The organism is Aureliella helgolandensis, assembly GCF_007752135.1.
GTDB lineage: Bacteria > Planctomycetota > Planctomycetia > Pirellulales > Pirellulaceae > Aureliella > Aureliella helgolandensis.
The window spans coordinates 7348499-7372146 of sequence record NZ_CP036298.1 but is presented as its reverse complement, the minus strand read 5'-3'; the positions used below and the strand labels follow the sequence as shown (position 1 = coordinate 7372146).

Sequence of the window (23648 nt, the reverse complement as noted above, 5' to 3'; positions counted from 1 at the left end):
TGGGGACGGTGCCTTCGCGGTAAGATTGGAAACGCAATCCATCGCCAAGCCGCGTTGGAAGCGAGGGGGCGGCCACGGCCCGGGGGGGCTGACGATCATGTATCCCAATAGGCAGTTTAGGCATCGTTACCGGATCGAAGCGACACAAATTACTTCCTCCCTCTCCCCAAGTACTCTGGGGAAGAGGGCCGGGGTGAGGGGGCTCGAACCTGCCTACAAAGCTGGGATTATGCGTCAACTCGCGAGACTGTTTTTCGCTCAGCCCAGGCCACATGCACCTGCTCCTCCGTAACCTAGCACGAGTTGGGAGGTCTTGCGATTACTGTTCCCCCGTCCTCTTTATGTTCGGTTTCGTCGTTGCGGATTTGCTGGAATACCTCAGGTAGTGCTTAGTTAGGGTGTTGAAATCCTTCGTGAGGGGGGTTAGTCTGGGGAGGAATGGAATTTTTTGTTCAGTGGAGGATAGCCATACGTTTCAGTACCTAAGTACGAATTGGGGAGATATTTATGCGGCATACTTTGTTGTTTCATTCATGCCTAGCACTCGCGTTTGCGGCAAACATTGGCAGCGCAGCTGCCGGGGTATTTACTGCCATTCGGATCGGTGATGTTGATGGTTTTGGTTATGGAAATGCAGCGGGCTTCCAGGGGGCCGATGGAGCGGCAGCGAATCGCACAGGTGGAGTCCTGAGTACTGGAGATCTTCTCCCCGATCTCAACAGAAACGGGGTCTTAGCAACTGGAAATGGTGACGATTTTGACAACCGTAGTGTCGCCGAAGTGAGCGGAAGTTCCGTGACAGGCTCTGGTTTTATTGACAATGGTTCTACGGGGGCGCAATACACCGACATTGCATTGTCGCAGAGTTATGACCGCTCGAGCTCAAGGGGGCTGGTTTACAATGCGGATAGTAATACATCCGGAGCAGGTGGTGCCTTTCCGAATGCACCATCAAATTCGTTGCCCAATCAACCAGGCTTTGTGTTCGACTACAGCGTAGCCGTGGGAGACATCTTGGATGGTACAGATGTGTTCTTGAATCTGGTCTTTGGAGACTACGATGTAACCCCTGCCAATGTGCAAGTTACCTTCGCTGACAACACTAGCACAATCGTTAGTCTTACCCGTCAGGCTGGTAAAAAAGACGGTTTGGTTCAGTCAGCATATGCAGTTCTGGAATTCAATAAAGTCTATACCACAACTGTTGCCGGATTCGACGGATACGCAAAGGTTGATTTTAACGCAGCCAACGAACCCTACACCGCGTTTGATTTTGTGGAATTGAGCGTTGAGCCGATAGCGTTGAATTCCGTTCCAGAGCCAACAACGCTAGCAGTTTGGACGATTTTGAGTGGCCTAGGCTTAGTCTCTGGTAGGCGATCTCGCCACAATAAGTCGGCGTAGGTAAATAGAGAAGCATCAGCCAGTTGCCGCGATTTTGTGGCAACTGGCTACGCGGTCGACAGTGCACCGTTCGCTTCATAGGGGAATAGCCTACTGCGGTGTTGCCGATCCCGTCTTGCTGGTCATCAGGGAAACGATGACCAGGACGATAAACGAGAGGGGGATGGTGACGATACCAGGCTGACTGAACGGAACCAGCATCGCTAGCCATTCGGGCCGCTCGAGGCTGTACACCTGTGAAAAAGTATCCGAGCTGAGCAGGATCCAGGCCAGCGAGCTCGACATGCCTACCAAAATGCCAGCGATGATCCCCTGACTGGTCGTTCGCTTCCAGAACAGCAGCATGACCAAGGCAGGCAGGTTCGCTGAGGCTGCTACGCTAAACGCCCAGCCCACCAAGTAGCTCACATTCATTTTCTCAAAGACGATACCCAGCACGATAGCGATGATCCCCACCACAACGGACGCCAGCTTGGCGATTTGAACTTGCCGCGAGTCGGACATTTCGATCCGCATTACGTTCTTCATGAGATCGTGGCTCACCGCTCCGGCAGACGCCAGAATCAACCCGCTTACGGTTCCCAGAACGGTGGTAAAGGCAATGGCGGAGATGATTGCAAAAAGCCACTCATTGATACTGCGGGCAAGAAGCGGAGCGGCCATGTTGCTGTTGGTGACGTCCATCGCGCCGCTCGTCATCGCCCCCAGCCCAAGATAGAGCGTCAGAATGTAGAAGAAGCCGATGGTGGCAATTCCCACAATGGTGCTTTTGCGAGCTGCGGATGCATCCTTGACCGTGTAGTAGCGAATTAAGATGTGTGGAAGTGACGCTGTTCCGCAAAACAGGGCCAGCATGAGTGATAGGAAGTTGAGTTTGGGCCACACGTCGTCTTGCCGTATTCCCGCAAATTTAGGGTGCTCCCCGGGACGTAGCACGTGAGAACCCGGCGTTGGCTTGGGGAAATAAATAGTGCTACTGCTGCCATCGGAAGAGGTTAGCTTATCGCTACCCCACAGGACGACTTGGCTCTTGCTCAGCACTTTGAAGAACGACAAGGGCCCAATGGGGCCGGTCGATTCTTCGCCGTTGGGCAATGCCGAAACAGTGCCCACCGGGTGTAGCGCCGGCTGCTTGCGCTCTTCCCCAGAACTTTCTTCAGAACTCCCTAGTGGAGCCTCCTCATCAGTGGTTCTCAGCTCACCGTTGATCCAAGTCTGACCATCGGAGGCTATGCGAACCTCTTGGCATTCGGCCAGTAGGACTGCTGAAGGGTCTTCGGAATTCTGTTTGCGGAAAACCAGATTGCGTTGGTCGTTCATTTGGATGCGAACATAGGGCGTCTCCAACCAGTCGGAATCGAGTGGTTGCAATTGATGCCCCAAGGCAGCAAGCTGTTCGTCGAGTGGGCTGTCCGCTTGAAGCGTCAGGTTGGTGAATTCATACCCATCAATACCGCCGTCGGTGACCTCAAATCCACGCTGCAGGATCGCGACCGTTAGGATCGCGCTGAAGAGTACGAGCAAGGAGCCTTTGAGGAACTGGACCCAGGTGGTGGACACCATGCCTGCAGTGACTACGATCAAGATCACTACGGTGCCCACGATGGTAACACCGGCCCAGTGAGGGTATCCCAGAAGTGGTTGGACGAGCACGCCAGCCCCGACCATTTGCGGTATCAGGTAGAATACGCTCACGGCCAGCGTGCTGATGCCAGCGGCAAGTTGAATGCCTCGCGAGTTGTAGTTGGCATTTAGAGCATCTGCGAAGGTAAACTTTCCCAACCGTTTCATCGGTTCGGCGATTACGAACAAAGCTACGATCCAACCCGCCAAATAGCCAATCGAGTAGAGGAAGCCATCGTACCCATAGAAGGCGATCATCCCACAAATACCGAGAAACGAGGCGGCCGATAGGTAGTCGCCAGCGAATGCGATCCCGTTCACAAACCAAGGGATCTGTCCGTGGGCAGTAAAGTAACCCGCGGACGATTTGGCTTTGCTGCCCAGATAAAAACTAATGCCTAAGGTGACACCCACGAAGGCTAGGAAAATGACAACGGCGATAGTTGAGGTTTCGTGGATCATGAGTTGCTCTCCTCTTTACCCGCCAGCGAGGCGTCATTGCTCGGGGGCGTCGTCGGAGCATTGACGCAAACCGTGCCATAGATCAACGCCAGGATGAGAGCCAGGGCGATGAGCGAAAATCCCCACAGAATGGCCAAGTTTAAGCCGGCAATCGGCTCCCACTCCGCCCAGCTTGCGGCAAATGCATTGACCAGCACAAAGCCGAGATAAAACACGGCATAAATCAAGAACAGTTGAATGCCCAGGCGTGAGTTAATATCTTGCGTGATCGGTTTGGACACCGGAAATACCTATGTTTTATAGATGGGGCTAAGAATGCACAGGCATCCTAGTCTTAGCTGCAGAGGCAATCAAGTCGCCCTTCAGTCTTGTGCCGAGGGATCGTTGGCAATCCACCTAGGACAGACGCCGAGCACTACGTTCGAGTGATTCAGATGGCCAAAAATCGCGACGCGCGGTGGAAAGAAATACTACGGTGCTGCTGCGCATTCCAGTCGAGTCTCTCGATTGGTCTCTCGTCGTCTTTGTCTGTCTGAACATCCGCAGCGCTGGCCGAGAACGCCGGTGAAAGAGCGTTGGGAGATGGCATCGGTGTGAGGACGCCGTGTGAGTGGATGCCGTGTGAGGACGCTGGGTGGTGCAAGTGCGGTTCTGAGGGGCCTGGCGGTGTGGTAAATTATTGCCTCATCGCAGCGGATGGGGAGGAGGTGCCTGCTCATCCTGGCACTGCTTGTCCACTCGCGCGTGCCGCTGTCCCCGTCCTCGCTCTTACTGTATCGCCAAGCCATTGTCCAATGAAATGCAACCTCGCGAACTATTGCGTTTGTGGGATGAGGCGGAGAGTATTTGGTCGCAGCGGCAGGATGACGACGCCTTTCATGGCTACGTGAGCGCCGATTTCGAAGCGATTCATCACTCCTTGCGGAAGCTACGAAAGCGAACCCACACTTTTCTCGAATGGGGTTCTGGGCTCGGTGTGGTGGCCATCATGGCTAGTCGTCTGGGGTTTGACGCCTATGGGATCGAAGTGGAGCCCGAGTTGGTCGCGCTGGCGGATGAGTTGGCGGAGCGCTTTGCAGCCACACCCACCTTTGCCGTCGGCTCATTCATTCCCGATGATTTCGATGAGCAGCTCGCCAACGGTGACGAATTTCATAAGACGGTAGTGACCGACCGGGATGCCTACGGGGAGCTCGATATGGAATTGCGAGATTTCGATTTGGTGTACGCTTACCCGTGGCCCGAAGAACACGGCGTCTTCCGCAACATTGTGCGGACGTGCGGTGCCAAACACACGCTTCTGCTCCGCTACGATGCACGGGAAGGTTTGACGCTATCCCGGCCGGCAAAAAATCGCCCCGAAGCCTCTCGATAGTAGCCTCTCGATAGTTGATTGGGGGCCGCCGTGCCGTGCCGGGCCAGACAAGTCAAAGGGTATCTAATGGGTCAATGTCGATCACGTATTGAATGTCTTTGGGTGGTTTGATGTCGGGAATCGTTTTTACCAAAAGGCGATTGAGCGGTTCGGCCTCCGTGGTTTGTAGCAGGGCATGGAAGCGGTAATTGCCCCGCAATCTCGAGAGCGGGGGCGGCGCGGGACCGAGGATGCGACAGTCGATGCCCTGCAGCTCGCGAGTGGCCGTCAGCTTGCGAACAACCGACTCGGCAAATCCCTCGGTTTCGGTCAAGTCCGGGCCACGCATAATGACACGCGCTAAATGTCCATGAGGCGGATAGCCAAACTGGGCTCGCTGCTGCAGTTCGGTGTTGGCAAAGCTGATGAAGTCGTGTTTGGCGGCGGCCACGATGGCGGGATGATCGGGGGAGTAGGTCTGCACGAGCACGTGTCCCGCCTTCTCGCCTCGTCCCGTGCGACCGGCGACTTGAGTCACGATTTGAAAGGTCTTCTCACTCGCGCGAAAATCGGGGAAGTGCAGGGCGGTGTCCGCGTTGATGACTCCGACCAATAGAACGTTGGGGAAGTCCAATCCTTTGGCGATCATTTGAGTGCCTAAGAGGATGCGAATCTTGCCGTCCCGAAAGTCGGTCAGGGTCCGCTCGTGACTTCCTGGCTTGCGCATCGTGTCACTGTCCATCCTGGCGATTCTGGTTCCAGGATACCGCTGTGCTACTTCAATCTCCAACCGTTGCGTGCCCAATCCCGTGAAACGCACTCCCTGAAAATTGCACTTCGGGCAACCGGGAGGCGTCGGAATTTGGAAATCGCAGTAGTGGCAACAGGCCTTGCTGCCGTCTCGGTGATGCGTCAGGGGCAAGTCGCAGTCGGGGCAGGTCACGACATGGCCACACTGCGGACACTGAATGTTGGTCGCAAACCCCCGGCGGTTTAACAGCAGGATAACCTGACCATCATCGCGCAGCGTTTCTTGGATCGCTTGGTTCAACGGGCGTGTGATCGCTCCGCGATTGGGCTCTTGCTTTTCGGTCCGCAAGTCAATGGTGGTGACTTGTGGCAGGGGGCGGTTGTGCACGCGACGCGGTAGACTGGCCAGTCGATACGATCCTTCCTTGGCACGTTTCCAGCTCTCAAGACTCGGAGTTGCGGAGCCAAGTACCAGCGGTATCTGCTCGAGGAACGAGCGATGGAGGGCGACGTCACGGGCGTGGTAACGGGGTTGCGTGTCTTGTTTGAACGACGACTCATGCTCTTCGTCTAAGACGATCAAGCCGAGCCGAGGCAGGGGAGCGAAGATCGCGCTGCGAGGACCGATCACTACCGGACTGGCCCCGGCGGAGATCTTCCGCCACTGGTGATGCCTTTCCACGGGACTCATGTGACTGTGCAGGACGGTCACATTGCCGAAGCGAGCTAAGAAGCGTTGGCGTGTTTGCGGAGTAAGGCTGATCTCCGGCACTAAGACGATCGCTTGTCGACCGTACGAAATGACTTCGTGGATGGCTTGCATGTAGACTTCGGTTTTGCCGCTTCCCGTAACGCCATGCAGCAAAATCGTCTGTTGCTTGGCGGAATCGAGCGCTTCCAGAACGTGGTTCAGAGCTTGCCGTTGATCGGCGCTGAGCGCCAGGGGTGGGGCAGGGGGGAGGTCGGGCGTGGTGGTGAATTCGTTGAGGATTCGTTCCTGGCGGGCGTCGATGAAGCCCGATTCACGCAAGGCGTTGATGGGGCCCGTTGAGCAATTGGCTAGCTTTTGAAGCTGGTCGATCGTGACGCCGCCAGCGGTCAGAATGAGTTGCCCCATTACGGCTTGTTGCTTGTCGGACAATTGGGCGATGCGTTGCGGATCCGCAGCCAGCTCGCCGGGATAGAGCATGACGCGCTGCCGCGAGCCGGCGGCCGCCCGAACTCCTGCCGGAATGGCCGCCTCAAAAACTTGGCCCAGTGGCGCAATGTAATAGCGACTCATCCATTGGAAAAGTTCCAGCAGGCGGGGAGTGCACAGCGGCTCGACGTCGAGGACTTCCAGCACCGATTTCAGCGCATCGGGAGCTTGTTTGACCATGGAAACGGCGATGCAGTAGCCTAACATCACTCGATTTCCACGCCCCAGGGGGACTTTGACCCGAACTCCCGGTCGCACTTCCTCCAGCAGCTCATCGGGCACTCGATAATCGAGCGGGCCGTAGGGCGCCTCTGCAAACACGATTTTCGCCGCGCGACACTCGCTCAATGCATCCAATTCCCAAGGCGGGATATTGGTGGCGAACAATTCAGGCTGCTGCGAATTCATTAGTGATACACTGGTTCGGCATTTTGGGCTACGATTGTGGCACTCATGCCGCGTTCGAATCGTGTTTGTAGCCTCTGCGGGACCCTAAGTTATATGTCGGAATCCTCGAATCGTCAGCGCGTGGGAATTTTCGGAGGGACATTCGACCCAATCCATCTTGGACACTTGCTGTTAGCCGAGGTTGCTGCGGACTCCTTGGAATTGGATGAGGTTCGATTTGTGCCGGCCGCCATTTCCCCACTAAAAACCCACCAACGCCCCATCGACGACAAACACCGCTTGGAAATGGTGCGATTGGCAATAGGCGGCAATTCTCGCTTTCGAGTGGATGATCGCGAAATTCGGCGTGGTGGTACCTCCTACACTGTCGATACGTTAGCAGAGCTTCGGCAGGAGAACCCCCAAACCGAATGGTATTTTTTGATGGGAGCCGACTCGCTGGTCGATTTTCATTCGTGGCGGGAACCGGAGCGTATTTGCCAACTGGCCCGAGTCATCGTGCTGTCCCGAGGCGGACAGGCAGCACCTGATATGCAATTGTTAGCACCATACCTTCCTGAGTCGCAAAGAGCGGATCTCGCTTCCCATTGCCTCACGATGCCTCAAGTTGATGTGAGTAGCAGTGCGATTCGGGAGAGCCTGCGTCAGTCACGCAGCGTGCGTTATCAATTGCACCCCGCCGTGGCAGCCTATATTCAGGCCCAACAGCTCTACCGCTAATGCCCGAACTCTTTGAGCCAGAATTCAATTTCCTCGTGACTCGGCAACGGCTCTGTGCCGGTCGGAGTCTCCGCGGAGACGGGCGGTGGGACGTGCTTGGAAGGTGGGCGGTGCAGCTCATTAAGAAAGGATTCTGCGTCAATCGATTGAGCGCGTCGTGCAATCGCGCGCCGCCGAATGCGTTGGTCACTGGAGATGACACGCAGATTTTTGGGATGGGAATGCGTGCGCAAAATCTCTTCGATTAGATCATCGGCTTCAGGGTATTCCGTCGCAAATGTGACGGTCAAGCCTTGGGACGTCCTATAGCTGTTCGTTGAGTCTGAGACGCGGCTGGCGTCAAAAACGATTTGGGTGGCGCGTTGCTCGCTCGCTGATAGTTTCTCTTGCAGGAGCGTCAAAAGTCTTTCGCGTGCGCGCTGCAACCAGAGTTTTCCTCGCCCCTTGCCAACTAACTGGCTTTGGAAAAGTACGTTGTAGCCATCGATGAGCAGTCGCGGATCGCGAGGCGGAGTGGATGGTGCGGAGGAGGAGGCAGATGCGTTCATACCTTCCTACCATACCGGGCGTGGGGGAATTAGGCGAGCGGCAAATGAGCTACTGCCGCACGCTGGGTAGGGCTCAAACCGTCGGGAGAGCCTCTTGAAGCGGTGTCGGAGCCCTGCGGTTGCGGTGGTGCAGCGAGGCTTCGCTCCGGCGTTACCGCCCAACCTCTTCATGCATAGCGTTGGACCCCGCACTGCTGGTAGCGGACCCAACGCTGGTCTGGCCCCCTCCGCGGCGAGCGGGCTGTGCAGGGAAAGTACACGCTTTGCTCGAGCCATGAAAAAACCTCCGCCAGTAGCACTGGTGGAGGTTTCATGAGTACTCGGGACCGGTGGAAGGTCCCATCTCTCGAGTTCAATTAGTTAATCGTCCCAGCCCTCTTGGGCGAAGACCGCGTTGACCGCATTCAGGTAGTTCGAGAAGCCGCCTTCGGATTGGAAGCTTCTGTCCTTCAATCCCTCCCAGCTACCCAGGACGCGAACCAGATGGTTGTTGGCCGAGTCTTGCGTAGTGAAGAAATCTTGTCCTTTGATGAGAGTCACCGTCGATACGGAGTGATCGGCATGCACGACTGTCAGCAGGAGTTGCTCACCATTGTCGCTCAACACCGCTTCGCTGAATTGAACACCATCGAAGCCATCGAAGAGCGTGCCCCAACGCAGTTCGTTACTGCTGCTGAGCGAGAAATAGGCCCCGTTGTAGGCATAGCCGCCGTTTTCCTTGGTGTATCGCGACGCAAGTTGCTCCAGCATTCTGGCATTGCCAGACTGCAGTCCGAGTACGGCAAAGTTGTATTCGGCGGCTTGCACTGCACCAGGCTCTACAATGTCGATCGTAAACTGGTTGGCGACTGTGTCTGATTGATCGAGAACCCCATCATGGACGTCCTTGCCATCCATCATGAAATTCGGCACCGTGTAATGGACGGTATACTGACCAGGGCCCAGGTCCTCGAAGCTGTACGTTCCATCGGCCAGCGTTAGTGCACTGCGTGAAACGGTTTGATTCAACGAAGTCCCAGAGAGTGAAACTAGTACTCCACCTAGACGTCGCTCGGCTGGCTGAATGAAGCCGTCGTTGGTCTCGTCGATCCAAACCTTGCCAGAAATGATGCTTGGCTGGAACTCTTCGACCGTCAAGTTTACCGTACCGGTTGCCGTGTCTACATTGTCGCCCGTTGCACCACCGGAGTCCTTGAGGGTGTACTCGAAGGATGCCGCACCCGTAAATTCTGCGTCAGGGGTGAAGGTAATGGTGCCGTCCGCATTGAGGACGACTGTCCCATGTGTGTCAGCGGTAGCAGCGACAGCGGTAATGGACAGAGTTTGTGCTGACTCGTTGGCCGGTCCGGCTGAATCATTGCTCAACAGCGTGGCAACAGAAATGCTTGTCGCAACATTCTTGAACGTTTGGACCGAGTCGGTGCCGGCAATCGGTGCGTCGTTGACGGCCGCCACGGTTACGGCAACAGTGCCTGTCGCCGTACCACCTGCTCCGTCGCTAATTGTGTAGGTGAAAGAATCTGTGCCGTTGAAATTCAGAGCCGACTTGTACGAAATCGTGCTGCCCGACAGGGAGACCGTGCCGCCTGAGGTGCTGGTTGGGCTTACCCCAGTGAGGGTCAGGACTTGAGCTGACTCGTTGGCGGCACCCTTGGTGTCGTTCGCCAGCAAGGTGTTGGCCGCAATTTCGAGGGTGACATCTTCCACCGCATTGGCGTTGTCGGCATTGGCAACGGGAGAATCGTTGACGGCTGCAACATTGATCGTGACTGTCCCAGTCGCTGAGCTAACGGGACTTCCATTGTCTTGCGCAACGTAGGTGAAAAGGAATTCGCCATTGAAATCAGCCGCAGGCGTGTAGACCACATTCGTTCCGACAATGGCCACGGTTCCACCAGCTCCCACCGGTGCAACGCTGGCGACTGACAAGGTTTGCGAACCCGCTTCGCCTGCTCCCGGGGAATCGTTGGCCAGGAGTGCGGAAATCGCGATGGTCGTATTCGTGTCTTCGGTACCGGCGAAGGTGTCGTTAACGACCACTACCGGATCATTGACGTTGGTTACCGTTACAAACACGGTGCCAATGGAATCGAGACTCCCCGTCGCAGAATCGTTCATGGTGTAGGTGAACGAGTCGGTTCCAAAGAAATCAGCATTGGGGCTGTAGAGCAGCGTATCGTCCGAGGGATCCCCGGCGGTACCGTTGTCGTCGATGCTAACCGTTCCATTGGTTGGATTGGTCGTGATCCCCACCAGAACGGCCGTTGCTCCTACGTTCAAGCGGTCGTTACCCAGCACGTCGATGACGTTGTCGGTGGAGTCCTCCGCAACGGTCGCTCGGTCCGTTCGAGCACGCGGCAAGATGGTGGCTTCCACCTCAATCGTTACCGTGGCGGTATCGGTCAGTCCACCGGAGTCCGTGACGGTATAGGTGAATGTTTCCGTTCCCAAGAACCCATCGGCGGGAGTGTACAACAGCGATTGGCCGTCCGTAGCGATCGAGACGGTGCCTCCTTGGTCGGGAGTGCCCACAGCGGTCACGTTGATGGTGTCAGCTGCTTCCTCGGGACCGCCATTGTCGTTCACGAGAACGTCCAATTGGTTGTCGGAGGTCTCTTCGTCAATCGAGAAATTGTCATCACTGGCTACGGGAGCATCGTTGACCGCAGCGATGTTAATGGTGATGGTGGCCGTCGAGCTCAACCCAGTACTGTCTAGGACGGTGTAGGTGATTTCATCCTGACCTACGAAGTCCGCCTTCGGCGTGTAGGTGAAATTATTCAAAGTCCCACTGGTGGTTCCGGCGATGGAATCAATCGAAGAGACTGACAAAGTACGCGGGGAAGTGACCGTGTCATTTGCAGTTAAATCAATGCTACCACCAACCAAGAGGATCGATGTGTCTTCGTTGGTTGCGACCGTGTCATCCGCAGCCACCGGGACGGTGGGATCGGTAATGATCGTGATCGAAGCGGAACCGTAGGAAATCATCGAGGGATCGACGCGGAAGCCATCCTCACCGGTGGCGTTGGGGTTGTATACCAATACCTCGGTAACGTTGTCGTCTTCCGCAGGGTTCAGGTTGAACGTTACCGTGCCCGCATCGGAGGCCAAAATGTCTGCGGAGAAGAATAGGTGTACGCCGTCAACGGGAGGGAATGGCTGACCGGAGCTGATCGAGAATGAGCTGATTTGATCAAAAAACTCTTCGGACTCACTGCCGGCGGGGCCCGCAAATGCCCGCGGGCCACTGCTGTACACGAAGCTGAAGTCGATGTTGCTGGCGAAACTACCGCCGTCCGATGGGAAGGTGATGTCTTCAAATCCGTCGACTCCCACGTCGACAGCGTTTTGAAACACGCCATTAGGTGAAGGACTGGTGTCCTGCACAAAAACGTTCAGTCGAAACTTTTGGTCCACTTCAATTTGCGTGATGGGGTTTCCATCCAAATCGGTAATAGTCGCCGTGTAGGTTACCAAAGCGCCGACTTCGGCTTCCGCATTGATCTGGTTGATGACCATCAACGCATCTACTGGCGACAGGTGCCCATCGCCATTGACGTCGACGTAGCCGTAGTTGGTCCCTTCACGGGTTGAACCGAGCTCCCCCGAATTGCCGCGGTTGAGTTCGTTGATGACCAGCAGTGCATCCACGGGGGATACATTGAAGTCATAATTCACGTCTTGGGCTATCAGCGGATTGTGGAAGGGGACAGGCGCTAAATCGGCAGCCAGCAAACGGCGCCCTTCCAGCGGCTCCATCTGCAGGTTTCTCAAACGCGACTTCCGCGTCCGTTGCGCACTCTTCATTCCAGCCAATAGTCTTCCAATTTGTTTTTTCATTACTGCGCCCATAGACGTCGTGAGGGTTTGCGGTCGAAACGTGTCAGGAACGGCGACCTGAGACGTTTGCCGCCAACAGGAGAGCATCTTTTAGAAGAGAAAATGTTTCGAGATGTCTAGATTAGTCAGCTCTGGTTGTTTTTGCAATTAAAGCGGACGGCGTAAATTGGGATGAATAGGGAAAACTGCTGGGTGGTCCGTCCAGCCAGAAAAAAGCTCATAACCTGCTCCATACCCCCACCGTCCGTTCGTGTTAGAGGGGAAAGTTGGCGCGAAGTTCCAGGAAAAGCTGAATTTCCAGAGCGATTTTGACGGGATTGGGTCTGCCTAAGTGGGGGGCTGGGTTGCCCTCTAGGCCGCTTCTCCAGGCTCGAGCGTCAAAAATCCAATTGCCTTTCAAATCCCCAGCCAGAATCGGCTGGCCCTTCGAGCGGGTGGTGTCTTCTGTCTGTGCAAGGCGGGGTTTTAACAGCAGAAGCGATGGGGGAACGCAAGGTTTGCTAGCAAGTACTACCCCCATGTAGCATGGCCCCCCCGGGCCTTGTCCCACCTCCCGGTAGCATGGTCCCCTGGACCGTGTCCTCAAGTTTACGCACCGATCCATGCGGTAAACCCGCGGAGATCAAGAGTTCCTACTCGAACTCGAACTTGTCTTCATTCCGGCATTCGCACTCGGGGTGAGCATGAGCATGAGCATGAGTAGGAGTAGGAGTAGGAGTAGGAGTAGGAGTAGGAGTAGGAGTAGGAGTAGGAGTAGGAGTAGGAGGCACAGTCAGCCGCTCGGTGGACTATCCACTCCCGTCCAGACCACCACTCCAAAGCGATGACGAGTCATCGCACTCCATATGGAGTGCTGCGACTTGTCGCAGCTTTCTTGCCCGGCAACCGGGGGGGGGGCAGTGCGAGAAAATGCAGAGCACCCAATCTAGCTGCCAGCCTCCGGTAGATTTCAGTCCGCCTCCCCACGGTAGCATGGTCCCCCGGACCGTGTCCTCACGTTTCCCCACAAACCATACGGTAAACCCGAGGAAATCAAGGGGCCATCCACGGGAGAATGCGGCTGAAGCCAAGACCGCGATCATCCTCTCGCACGCATTCCATCTTCCTGCCTTCACCTTCCTGCCAAAGTGTCTGTCTGGGACCACCGCAGGGGCGAGTATGCTTGGAGATACATTGCGCCGTTGGTTTTGATGGGCGGGGTGGTGGCACATTGGGAGGACCGTAGAATCCAGGAGCTTCTGTCGAAGACGCAACGTCGGGAGCCTCGTGAGGGATGACCGTACTTGGCTGGGGACGACTCCATGCCCGCTCTCTCGCCTAACCTAGTTTGCTTCGCATTGATAAATCGCTAAGCGTTTTGGCTATTGAGATGGTTGATGACTAGCAAGACATCGATGGGAGCAACGAATTCATCCCCGTCCACGTCGAGGAAGGGGGAGAATGGGACGTCGGTACCGGTTAATAACCCACCACCACGCTCGGAATTGAGCTCATTGATGATCAGTAAGGCATCGATGGGGGAAACGAAGCTGTCGTTATTGACGTCCAATCGGTTCGTCGGATTTTGCCAACTGCTGGCGCTGGTCTGAAATCCAAAGTCAACGCCCGTCGTAATCTCACTCGCTAGCACACTGGCGGTTCGCGTCGCGTCCTCGGAAGCCAGACTTTGGTAATTCCCCAGTGGAGTGACTCGTACTTGGTAATCCCCCTCGGGGAGCGCAGGGAATTGGAACAACCCCAATGCGTCTGTAGTTGTGCTGCTTTCGGGACCGAACGACAGGTTGTCCAACCTGACGCGAGTCCCAGCGTGGCCGCCGATGGTTACCCAGGCGATGTCTGCCGCGGCGCTTTCGATGGTCATGGTTTCAAATTGTCCATCGTCCATATTGGCCGTGGTGTATCGACCGATCAATTGCCCATTCGAGTTGTATGCGTCCATCCGGCCGATGGCTCCGTCGCCCGCGGCGATCCCATCAATGGTGACGCGAGTGGTGGGGACCGAAAATGTTGCTTGCAACTGCCGCGAACTGTCGTTCCAGAGAGCTTGGTAGGTGTTGGAAGACCTTGAGAACAATCGAAAGTTTTTGCTACCGGTGCTGGTTGAACTGTCGGCAAAGACCCCCACGCGTCCATCGGTGTCGGTGCCCACCGCAGCCAGGGTAAGCTGCGGGTTGAAGTTGCTCGTCAGCGTGCCGTCTGGATAGTTGTCGGGCTCAATCGTCGTTTTCAATGGAACGCTTTGTCCCAAGTTATCGACTAAGTCGATCTGCCAGCCCTCTCTTCCAAATTCACTGGTGTCGCGCAGGCCGTTACCATTGGCGTCGATCCAAACCGAACCGTTAATACCTGGCGTTAGGGTCGCGTCGGCTCGGCTCAATTGGCCTGTAAAGAGGTTGCTGGCCACGGTGGTCTTCGAATCCCTCGCTCGAATTTCGATTTGTGTAACGCCGGAGGGGACCGGAATCGACATCTCTAAAGCGACTTCGTAGGCATCGGGGGTGGAGTAGATTTGCCATTCGCCGACATCAAATCGGTACTCAATTTCCCGAATGCGGTTGAGGGTGATATCGTTCCCCAATCCCGCTGGGTTTTGGTTGGCGAGGGTTTGCACCGTTGCGTTGCCTTGGAAGTGATAGATCCCGTCTGAGCTGTCGAGGTATCCGGTGCCCGTTAATCGGTGGGGAACGTCGAGCACATCAAAAATGCCGTCCTGGTCGGAGTCTTGCCAACCGAGCATCGCCAGGGTGCTGGCTGGGGAAATATAGTTTTCATAGGCCGTATCAAGCAGGGTGGAGGAGGCCATGATGCTGGGCTGCTGCACGAAACCTGGAGTTGGATTGTCGGCCGAATTGTCATTGGAGGTGTTGTAGTATCCGCGTTTGGCGAACGAGGAGCTGCCTCCCAAGTACTCATCTCGGGCCCAGAAAATGTGTCCGGTTTCGTGGGCAAAGGTTGAGGCTGGACGCGTGGAGGGCACGACCATAAACAAGCCGCCCGCAAAGGCAAACGCGCGGCTAAAGGAACCGCCACTTGCAAAATTCCCATCCGTGTCGTTCTCCGAGGGGATCACGAACATCGTGTACGACCAGTCGGTGCCCAGCTTCTCGCGCTGCGCTTGATTGAAGGAGCGAATGTCCGTTTCGATATTGCCGGACGTGAATCCAGCAGAGGTTAGGAATTCGGTGACGTAGAGGGAGTAATCGTTCGAGCGGCGCGCGATGGGCTCGTATTTCGTCTCCACTGGAGTCGTCGCGTAGGTCGTGTCCAACGTAAAGGAGAGCTCGTGGACCGAGGATTGGGTTGCAAGCAGGTCGACCCACCAATCCAGGCCTTCGTCAATATTTCCCAGCACTTCGGAGATATGCGCCGGAGTCCAGTCCTCTGAACTGGTGTCCAATTGGCCGTTGCTCTCAAAGAAGACGGGCGTCACTCCAACCGTGCCCAGCATGAACTCTCCCAAATCCGCTTCGGTAGCGCCATAGGGGAGGGCAGCGAGGACTCGTCGGTTTTCCAGTGACTCCAAGGACAGCTGCCGGCGACGCTTGCTCGATCGACGGGGCTTCTGTGCCTTGAAAAATAGGAAATTCAACGAGAAAGCCATGCAAACGGGCTCCAAGACGAGCAATAAGCGAATGAAGGGAGGAGGTGGCGCCACCCGCGCGATTCCGAGAACCTGCCTATTTGACTCTAAACCGCCGTTAAGGTTCCCTCAACCAGGAATCTGTCCCCAGATCGAACGATTGAGCCACTCCGCCCGCCTCACCTTGGCGCAATCGCTAAACCCCTTGCAGACGCACCCTTACTCCTCTGTGTTCCCTCTCGCTGTCCGGGGGGGCTTGTCGGCCCGGTACAGTGTTGCATTGCACCAAAGGGGGCGAGGAAAACAGCTGCTCAACGTGAATCGGTGGCCGGCCAGCAGGCATGTTTGTGCTTTTAAGGCACCATGCACGGCGGTAGAGTCATCGGGTGGTTTTTGACAAAAAATGAGAAGTCTACCTCCGATTTCGGGAGTAGGGTTCTTATGGGGTTTGTTGCAGGTTTTTCGCGAGATATTCGGGGTTAGCGGTTGCGTTGCAGTAGAATGCCTGGCGTTAGAGTGTGCATCAGTTCCGACGTGGGCGACGACAATCGCGGCTGCCTACTTGGACTTCCAGGACCGCATGCACTCCGTGGGTCGGAGGGAGGAGAGAATCGCGTCGTAGTAATGGATAGAGCACTCGATCCCTTTGATCTACAGTATCTGAGGTCCGTTGCACCAACGAACCATCTGACGTTTCACCTTTTCTCCAAGCCTGAACCTAGAAATGCTTCGTAAGAGTTTGAGTCAGAACACGTGATTGAATCACGAGACTTAAATTCTCTTGTCCCGAGCTCAACCTTTCCGGCCGATTCTAGTGCTTTGTCACAGCTTAATTTTCGGGTTGCCCGGAAAAAGGTGTCGGGCACCTTTTTCCAATGCATGCTGGACCCTAATTCTAAGTTGGGACACAGCACTAGGCTTCCTCAACATATAAGGACCAGTACTATGCGGATTCGTAGACTTCTTCTACCGTATATCAATATTTTCGGATTTGTAGCCATGGTTTCCTTGTTCGGCATGGCCCGTTTCGCAGTGGCAGCCGATCCGTTAGGTTCCTGGAACGAAGGCGCGGCCAAACAGTCGATTCTCGAGTTTGTTGAGCGGGTTACGCGTGAGGGTTCGCCAGCTTTCGTGCCATCAGCCGAGCGGGTTGCCGTGTTCGACAACGACGGAACGTTGTGGCCGGAGGCTCCTCTGCCGTTTCAAGCCGCTTTTGTATTCGATGAACTCCGGCGCCGTGCGCCGCTGGAACCTGAACTCGCCGACGACCCGTTCGTCCAGGCGGCCTTGCAGGGGGATTTGTCAAAATTACTGGCGGGTAAAAACCACGATGGTTTGATGCATGTTATTGGAGTCACGCATGCTGGAATGACGACGGATGAGTTCGACCAGCGGGTCAACGATTGGCTGGCAACGGCCAAGCATCCTCGGTTCGAAAAACCTTATTCGGAATTAACCTACCAGCCCATGCAGGAACTGCTGGTCTACCTTCGGCTGAAGGGCTTCAAGACGTTCATCGTGTCGGGCGGAGGAGCCGATTTCATGAGAGTCTGGTCTGAACGCGTCTATGGGATACCCCCGGAGAATGTTGTCGGATCGATGTGGCAGGCTAGATTCGAGTTGCGCGATGGTTTACCCGTGCTGGTAAAAACGATGGACCACCTCTTCGTCGACGACAAGGAAGGCAAGCCGGTCGGCATCCATCAGTTCATCGGACGCCGGCCCATTGCCTGCTTTGGAAACAGTGATGGCGATCAAGCCATGTTGGAATACACCACAATTGGCAATCCGCGTGCGAGTTTTGGATTGATCGTGCACCATACCGATGCGGAGCGTGAATACGCTTACGATGCGAATCCCCAAAGCTCAGGCAAACTCACAACGGCATTGACGCGAGCTGACGAGTGCGGGTGGACGGTTGTCGACATGAAGGTCGATTGGCAGAAAATATGGAGTGACCCAGCGGGTGCTCCTTCCGAAGGTGTAGCCCTGAGTTTAGTGGGTAAATGGCTGGCCGAGGATATCGATTCCGCTGGTGTAATCGATCTCGCGCAGAGTACGCTTGAGTTCTCCGCCGACGGGGCCGTTTCCGGCAGCTCAGCCGTCAATCGCTTTCAGGGGCAAGCCAAGGTTGATCACAACTCCTGCACCTTCGGTCCCTTGGCGATGACGCGGCGTGCCGGGCCCCCGGCACTCATGGATCAGGAATCCAAGTTCATGGCGGCTTTGCAGCGCGTCGTGCAGTATCGAATTGCCGAAACGGGCTTGCTATTCCTGATCGATGCTGAGGGCACTGACGTCCTTCGTTTCTCGAAGATGGAAAATTGATCCCCATATGCGTGCGGCCGGTAGGCGGTAGTGCAGTGGAGTGTTCCGAAGCGGCTCACTTCACAGCTCCAATTGCCTCCCGCGGTTGCACTCCACAGGGGTACCGCATTGGCGGGAAATGCGTGCCTGTCGCATTTTCGCGTTTGCAACAAGAAACTCTCGAAACCGTTCAGTGCCAGCGAGATTCAGATTCATGAAGCACCAGTATCGGTCATTCTGTGGAGTGCGTTGGGTACGCTCGTTCCCCAGTTCCTGGAGTCTCCTCATTTCGAAATCTTGCGCCCAGATGATCCGGCCTAGCGAATCCGGCTGGGGCCTTGCCGATTCGTTGCTGCGTTTTTCAAGCAAATTTAGTTCAGTACGTTGTCCGTTGTGTTACGCACCCTGCAATTCGTCTTGGTGTAACTGTTGGTTGGGAGTTGATTAAATGAAGTTTAAGTTTCTAGTTCTGCAGGCCCTTGGGCTCTGCTTGGGACTCAGCTATGTGGCGCAGGCACAGGATCAGCCGAATGTCCTCGTTATCTGGGGAGACGATATCGGTACTGAGAATATCAGCCACTACAACCGGGGGATGATGGGCTATCAGACTCCGAACATCGATCGTGTGGCCAAGGAGGGGATCTTCTTCACCGACTACTACGGCCAACAATCTTGCACCGCTGGACGTGCGGCATTCATTAGCGGAAGTGTGCCGGTTCGTAGCGGGATGACTAAAGTCGGTTTGCCGGGCGCCAAGGAGGGGTGGCAAAAGACCGATGTGACGATGGCTACCGTAATGAAGAGCCTCGGGTATGCGACTGGTCAGTTTGGGAAAAATCACCAAGGGGACCGCGACGAGCATCTGCCAACCGTACATGGCTTTGATGAGTTCTTGGGGAATCTATATCACCTCAACGCGGAAGAAGAGCCCGAGAACGAAGATTATCCGGGCGACATGGTGCTGGCCAACGGCAAGACGTTCACTCAAGTATTCGGTCCTAGAGGTGTGATCAAGGCGAGCGCTGACGGAAAGATCGAAGACACCGGACCGCTGACTAGGAAGCGAATGGAAACGATTGATGAGGAAACGGTTGCTGCAGCCAAGGACTTCATTACCCGTCAACACAAAGCTGGGAAGCCCTTCTTCTGCTGGTGGAATGGAACGCGGATGCACTTTCGCACTCACGTCAAAAAGGAAAACCGTCACAAGGGCAATGACGAGTATACCGACGGTATGATCGAGCATGATTTGCAGGTTGGCGAGTTACTCGACCTGTTGGATGAATTGGGCATCGCAGACAACACGATCGTTCAATACTCCACCGACAACGGACCTCACTACAACACCTGGCCCGATGCTGGTACGACACCCTTTCGAAGTGAGAAGAATTCGAATTGGGAAGGTGCCTACCGCGTGCCTTGCTATGTGCGTTGGCCAGGCAAATTTCCTGCTGGGACCGTGCTCAACGGAATCGTTGCCCACGAAGATTGGTTGCCAACCTTCGCTGCCGCTGCTGGCGGTACGGATATCAAAGAGAAGCTTCTTAAAGGTGTTGAGCTCAATGGACGCACTTACAAGAACCACATCGATGGATACAACCAACTCGATTACCTAACCGGCAAGTCCCAGGAATCGCTTCGCCAGGAGTTCATGTATGTGAATGACGACGGTCAGATCGTTGCCATCCGCTTCCAAGATTGGAAGGCGGTATTCCTGGAAAACCGCGGCATGGCATTCGAAGTTTGGCGCGAGCCGTTCACCGAACTTCGTGTACCGTTGTTGTTCAACTTGCGCCGCGATCCGTTTGAAAAGGCGCAACATAGTGCCAATACCTACAATGATTGGTTTTTGGAACGAGTGTTTGTGCTCGCTCCGATGCAACAACTCGCCGGTAACTTCCTGATGACCATGAAGGATTTTCCGCCTAGCCAAACTCCTGGATCGTTCAATCTGGAAAAAATCCAGAAGCAGATCGAAGCCAGCTTAGGCGGCCGGTAACTCAGGTGGATGCAGAAGCATTTTTCTAAAAGCACGCCCCGTTGTCATTCTCCGCCCTGGCGGCATCGTCGTTACGCAGTCACCGTAGCTACCGTCGCCAGACGGTGGGCGTGCAGCGTTTCCCACGCTCTGGCGAGCGTAGCTACGGAGCGTTATTTCCCTGCAGCTGCCGTCGCTTTCGTCTGCAGTCGCATCCGCACGGTAGCTACCGTCGCCAGACGGTGGTCCTTCCCTCCCACGCTCTGGCGAGCGTAGCTACGGAGCGTTGTTTCCCTGCAACTGTCTTCGCTTTCGTCTGTAGTCGTATCCGCACGGTAGCTACCGTCGCCAGCCGGTGGTCCTTCCTTCCACGCTCTGGCGAGCGTAGCTACGGAGTGCAATTTCCCAGCAGCTGCCTTCGCTTTCGTCGGTAGTCGCATCCGCAGGGTAGCTACCGTCGCCAGACGGTGGTCCTTCCCTCCACGCTCTGGCGAGCGTAGCTACGGAGCGTTATTTCCCAGCAACTGTCTTCGCTTTCGTCGGTAGGCGCATCCGCAGGGTAGCTACCTTCGCCAGCCGGTGGTCCTTCCTTCCACGCTCTTGCGAGCGTAGCTACGGAGCGTTATTTCCCTGCAGCTGCCTTCGCTTTCGTCGGCAGTCGTATCCGCACGGTAGCTACCGTCGCCAGACGGTGGGCTTTCCCTCCCACGCTCTGGCGAGCGTAGCTACGGAGCGCTATTTCCCTGCAACTGTCTTCGCTTTCGTCGGTAGGCGCATCCGCAGGGTAGCTACCGTCGCCAGACGGTGGGCGTGCGTTGTTTCCCACGCTCTGGCGAGCGTAGCTACGGAGCGTTATTTCTCTGCAACTGCCAAAGCGAAAAAATCAGCCAAAAGACTCTCGTAGATTCGTTACCAGGCTCGAGACGTAGACGGTAGAACGTAGAATGGAGGTCGCACGCGCTTTCGAATCAGCCCCTCACCCTAAGAAAGGAGCTTGGCAAGATGCCTGAGCCTCTATCGCCTTCCCCCGAGTCCTCCAACGCTACATTGATCCTAAACGCCTTGGCGGCGAATTGGTGGATCCTGCTGCTGCGCGGCATCGTTCTCCTAGCTATCGGTTTATACGCGCTCATTAATCCCGGGCTAACGTTGCTAACGTGGGCGCTGGTGGTTGGAATCTTCTTGGTCATCGATGGTGTCTTAGCGGTGATCGCCGGGCTTGCAGGATGGACGCAGGCGCGCGGCTGGACGATTCTGCGAGGTGTTTTGGCGATCGTTGCAGGCGCATTCGCTGCAGGGCATCCAGCCTTGTTTGGTGCGATAGCCGCAATCACCGTCGTGCTGATTATCGCAGGGCTCTCGATGGCCAGTGGAGTACTTGAAATTGTCGTTGCGATCCGTGAACGCAAAGCCATCCAAGGCGAAGGATGGATGATGTTGGACGGGCTGTTCTCAATTCTCTTTGGAGTCGCCTTGGCGCTAGCTCCCCTGCTTTCGGCCAGCCTGTTGATTCGCATCAGCGGTGGTTTTGCCATTCTGTTCGGAGCTGTGGCAATTTACTGTGCCTTCAAAATCCGTGGTTTGAAGAGCCTCTAAATATCTCACATCTGCGGAATTGCCGAGCAACAAAGCTACGACAAGTCGCAGCACTCCATATGGAGTGCGATGACTCGTCATCGCTTTGGAGTGGTGGTTTGAGCGAGAGTGGTTATCCCACCGAGCGGTTGCTCGTGCTCGTGCTCGAAATTCTCTCGTGCGAACCATCGATTTCCTCGGGAGAGCACATGGAGATTGGTTGGGTGCTTGAGGCACGGCCCGGGGGACCGTGCTACTTGGACGGAGGGCCACGGCCCGGGGGGACCATGCTACCTGGGAGGAGCGACACGGTCCGGGGGACCATGCTACGAGTGGGGAGAGTCTACCGAAGGCAGGCAGGAAGGTGGGGTGCTCTGCATTTTCCCGTCATTGGAAAAATCCCCAGGTTGCCGAGCAACAAAGCTACGACAAGTCGCAGCAGTCCCTATGGACTGCGGTGACTCGTCATCGCTTTGGAGTGGTGGTTTGAGCAAGAGTGGTTATCCCACCGAGCGGTTGCTCGTGTTCGCTAGAGGCCTTTTCCCCTGGTCTCCCACGCCCGCCACTGGAAAATCTCCAGGTTGCCGAGCAGGAAAGCTACGACAAGTCGCAGCAGTCCCTATGTTGCACTCCGTTCCCCATGGCATGGGCAGAGAGCTTTTCAACCCCGGCTGCCCCTGCTACGTCGGCAATTTAAGTCGCTGCCCTACGGCGAGGTCGTACACGCACTAGGGACAGCGCGCCGATGCTAAAGACAAGCAGCGATGTTGGTTCGGGTACAGTGGCCGAGGATGGATTGAAATTGTTAAACGCTAAACCAACAATTTTATTCGTTCCAACAAACTCAATAGCTACCTTCTTAATCCCGCTACCGGCAATCGAAAAAATCCAGGGCAAGCTATCGCCAGAGGAGGAGTTTGTTTGCAGGGTGTCTCCCTTTGGGCTAAGCAGCGAGGTGATTGTTGTTCCTCCGGCATCGAAAGCAGTGACCTTCCATTGCTCGTACCCAGCACTGCCTGTATCGATGTCCCAGATTTCACCACTCAGGGCCGAGACTACTTGGGCGTAGTCAATAATGAAAGGACCGGGAACTGATCCAATGGATGCAGGTTGCCGCAGGAAAAAATTGCCTAGCGAGTAGGCTGAGCCTGGCCGTTCGGTGTCGTGTTTGGCGCCGCCGTTCAGTTCGGCTTGTTTGGACTCAAAACCATTGAACTTATCTGAACCGCGTGCTTCAAACACGGCATCGGTATCCGCATTGAAATCATTGCCAGAGTAGTCGAATCCAAAAGTGACGCTATTCGTTCCATCGAACGTAAATCCGACAGTGCGGTCAAGTGCAGCATCGTCAGTTGGTGCAGTCAGACCGTCCTGGAGCGTTTCGAAATCGATTACGCCAGCAAGGGCTGGAGATGCGTAGGCGAGGGATGACAGTACTGCGATAGAACGCAAAAATGAAAGGGGATCGTAGACTCGGGGTCGAAAACGAAACCTCATGGCGCATTACTTTCCAGAAATCAAAGAACCAAAAAACGTGCCCCGGTGCATGCGACTTTCCAATCGGGAAGCGACGTGGCGATGCCGTCTGTATCGCAAAGTCGCTGCTGTTGCACTAACGAGGCAGGCAGGGGCTTTCTCACTAGAAATCTAATCACTCCAGTGCTAGCTGTAAATGTTTAGGTAAGGCATTCTGCCGAGGCAGGGCATTGCGTGGTGGAGTAAGCAGAAGTAGTGGTGGATATTGATTTTGTTGCTATCGCCCTCTGTGCAAGTCACTTCTGATGTTGGTTCTTTCCAGCAATGATGAAGCATGTTGTTGAAGGGGCAGGGGAACTCTAAACAGTTGTGCGCGCTGTTCCTCTTTCGGTTCAATGTTGTGGAAGTGCGAGCAACTAAGT

Annotated in this window: 13 protein-coding genes; 6 read left to right on the top strand and 7 right to left on the bottom strand. The window is 55.5% G+C overall.

The genetic code is table 11. The features are described from left to right. Positions 1-507 precede the first annotated feature (507 nt). On the top strand, positions 508-1404 hold the full coding sequence (locus tag Q31a_RS26060) for a hypothetical protein (protein WP_145084610.1): 897 nt from the start codon (positions 508-510) through the stop codon (positions 1402-1404). 90 nt (positions 1405-1494) lie between these two features. On the opposite strand, the gene Q31a_RS26055 is transcribed toward Q31a_RS26060, so the two are convergent. Then, the gene (locus Q31a_RS26055; protein WP_145084607.1) at positions 1495-3489 is read right to left on the bottom strand and encodes a sodium/solute symporter; all 1995 of its coding nucleotides are present in this window, start codon (positions 3487-3489) and stop codon (positions 1495-1497) included. Beyond that, positions 3486-3770 (bottom strand): DUF485 domain-containing protein, encoded by a 285-nt coding sequence (locus Q31a_RS26050; protein ID WP_145084604.1) that lies wholly within the window; start codon positions 3768-3770, stop codon positions 3486-3488. The genes Q31a_RS26055 and Q31a_RS26050 overlap by 4 nt, the downstream gene beginning before the upstream one ends. Positions 3771-4288: 518 nt before the next feature. On the opposite strand from Q31a_RS26050, the gene Q31a_RS26045 reads away from it, so the two are divergent. Further along, complete coding sequence (locus tag Q31a_RS26045; RefSeq protein WP_145084601.1) at positions 4289-4864, top strand: methyltransferase domain-containing protein; 576 nt, start codon at positions 4289-4291, stop codon at positions 4862-4864. 52 nt (positions 4865-4916) lie between these two features. On the opposite strand, the gene priA is transcribed toward Q31a_RS26045, so the two are convergent. Beyond that, the gene (gene priA / locus Q31a_RS26040) at positions 4917-7199 is read right to left on the bottom strand and encodes a replication restart helicase PriA (RefSeq protein WP_145084598.1); all 2283 of its coding nucleotides are present in this window, start codon (positions 7197-7199) and stop codon (positions 4917-4919) included. A 93-nt stretch (positions 7200-7292) separates the two neighbouring features. Between priA and nadD the strand changes: the two genes are divergently transcribed. Then, positions 7293-7919: a nicotinate-nucleotide adenylyltransferase gene (gene nadD / locus Q31a_RS26035; RefSeq protein ID WP_197355748.1), complete on the top strand. Its 627-nt coding sequence runs from the start codon at positions 7293-7295 to the stop codon at positions 7917-7919. Here nadD and Q31a_RS26030 read toward each other — a convergent pair. From Q31a_RS26030 to Q31a_RS26020, 3 genes are all read right to left on the bottom strand, one after another. Then, entirely contained in the window at positions 7916-8467 is a 552-nt protein-coding gene (locus tag Q31a_RS26030) for an NYN domain-containing protein (RefSeq protein ID WP_145084593.1), read from the bottom strand. The two genes, nadD and Q31a_RS26030, sit on opposite strands and share 4 nt — an antisense overlap. 360 nt (positions 8468-8827) lie before the next feature. After that, positions 8828-12310 (bottom strand): Ig-like domain-containing protein, encoded by a 3483-nt coding sequence (locus Q31a_RS26025; RefSeq protein WP_197355746.1) that lies wholly within the window; start codon positions 12308-12310, stop codon positions 8828-8830. A 1348-nt stretch (positions 12311-13658) separates the two neighbouring features. Then, the gene (locus Q31a_RS26020) at positions 13659-15911 is read right to left on the bottom strand and encodes a dockerin type I domain-containing protein (protein WP_145084587.1); all 2253 of its coding nucleotides are present in this window, start codon (positions 15909-15911) and stop codon (positions 13659-13661) included. A gap of 924 nt (positions 15912-16835) precedes the next feature. Here Q31a_RS26020 and Q31a_RS26015 point away from each other — a divergent pair. The 3 genes from Q31a_RS26015 (at position 16836) to Q31a_RS26005 (ending at position 21771) form a co-directional block, all read left to right on the top strand. Further along, entirely contained in the window at positions 16836-18218 is a 1383-nt protein-coding gene (locus Q31a_RS26015) for an META domain-containing protein (protein ID WP_231690941.1), read from the top strand. A gap of 427 nt (positions 18219-18645) precedes the next feature. Next, complete coding sequence (locus Q31a_RS26010; RefSeq protein WP_231690940.1) at positions 18646-20196, top strand: arylsulfatase; 1551 nt, start codon at positions 18646-18648, stop codon at positions 20194-20196. A gap of 981 nt (positions 20197-21177) precedes the next feature. Further along, on the top strand, positions 21178-21771 hold the full coding sequence (locus Q31a_RS26005; protein WP_145084583.1) for an HdeD family acid-resistance protein: 594 nt from the start codon (positions 21178-21180) through the stop codon (positions 21769-21771). 672 nt (positions 21772-22443) lie between these two features. Here the strand turns inward: Q31a_RS26005 and Q31a_RS26000 are convergent. Then, positions 22444-23247 carry a hypothetical protein gene (locus Q31a_RS26000; protein ID WP_145084580.1) on the bottom strand — a complete coding sequence of 268 codons (804 nt, stop codon included), beginning with the start codon at positions 23245-23247 and terminating at the stop codon, positions 22444-22446. Positions 23248-23648 lie beyond the last annotated feature (401 nt).

Coding starts and splice junctions, on each gene's coding strand:
- Q31a_RS26055 (WP_145084607.1), bottom strand. CDS start 3,489: ATGATCCACGAAACCTCAACTATCGCCGTTGTCATTTTCCTAGCCTTC.
- Q31a_RS26000 (WP_145084580.1), bottom strand. CDS start 23,247: ATGAGGTTTCGTTTTCGACCCCGAGTCTACGATCCCCTTTCATTTTTG.
- Q31a_RS26045 (WP_145084601.1), top strand. CDS start 4,289: ATGCAACCTCGCGAACTATTGCGTTTGTGGGATGAGGCGGAGAGTATT.
- Q31a_RS26020 (WP_145084587.1), bottom strand. CDS start 15,911: ATGGCTTTCTCGTTGAATTTCCTATTTTTCAAGGCACAGAAGCCCCGT.
- priA (WP_145084598.1), bottom strand. CDS start 7,199: ATGAATTCGCAGCAGCCTGAATTGTTCGCCACCAATATCCCGCCTTGG.
- Q31a_RS26030 (WP_145084593.1), bottom strand. CDS start 8,467: ATGAACGCATCTGCCTCCTCCTCCGCACCATCCACTCCGCCTCGCGAT.
- Q31a_RS26010 (WP_231690940.1), top strand. CDS start 18,646: ATGAAGTTTAAGTTTCTAGTTCTGCAGGCCCTTGGGCTCTGCTTGGGA.
- Q31a_RS26025 (WP_197355746.1), bottom strand. CDS start 12,310: ATGAAAAAACAAATTGGAAGACTATTGGCTGGAATGAAGAGTGCGCAA.
- Q31a_RS26015 (WP_231690941.1), top strand. CDS start 16,836: ATGCGGATTCGTAGACTTCTTCTACCGTATATCAATATTTTCGGATTT.
- nadD (WP_197355748.1), top strand. CDS start 7,293: ATGTCGGAATCCTCGAATCGTCAGCGCGTGGGAATTTTCGGAGGGACA.
- Q31a_RS26060 (WP_145084610.1), top strand. CDS start 508: ATGCGGCATACTTTGTTGTTTCATTCATGCCTAGCACTCGCGTTTGCG.
- Q31a_RS26005 (WP_145084583.1), top strand. CDS start 21,178: ATGCCTGAGCCTCTATCGCCTTCCCCCGAGTCCTCCAACGCTACATTG.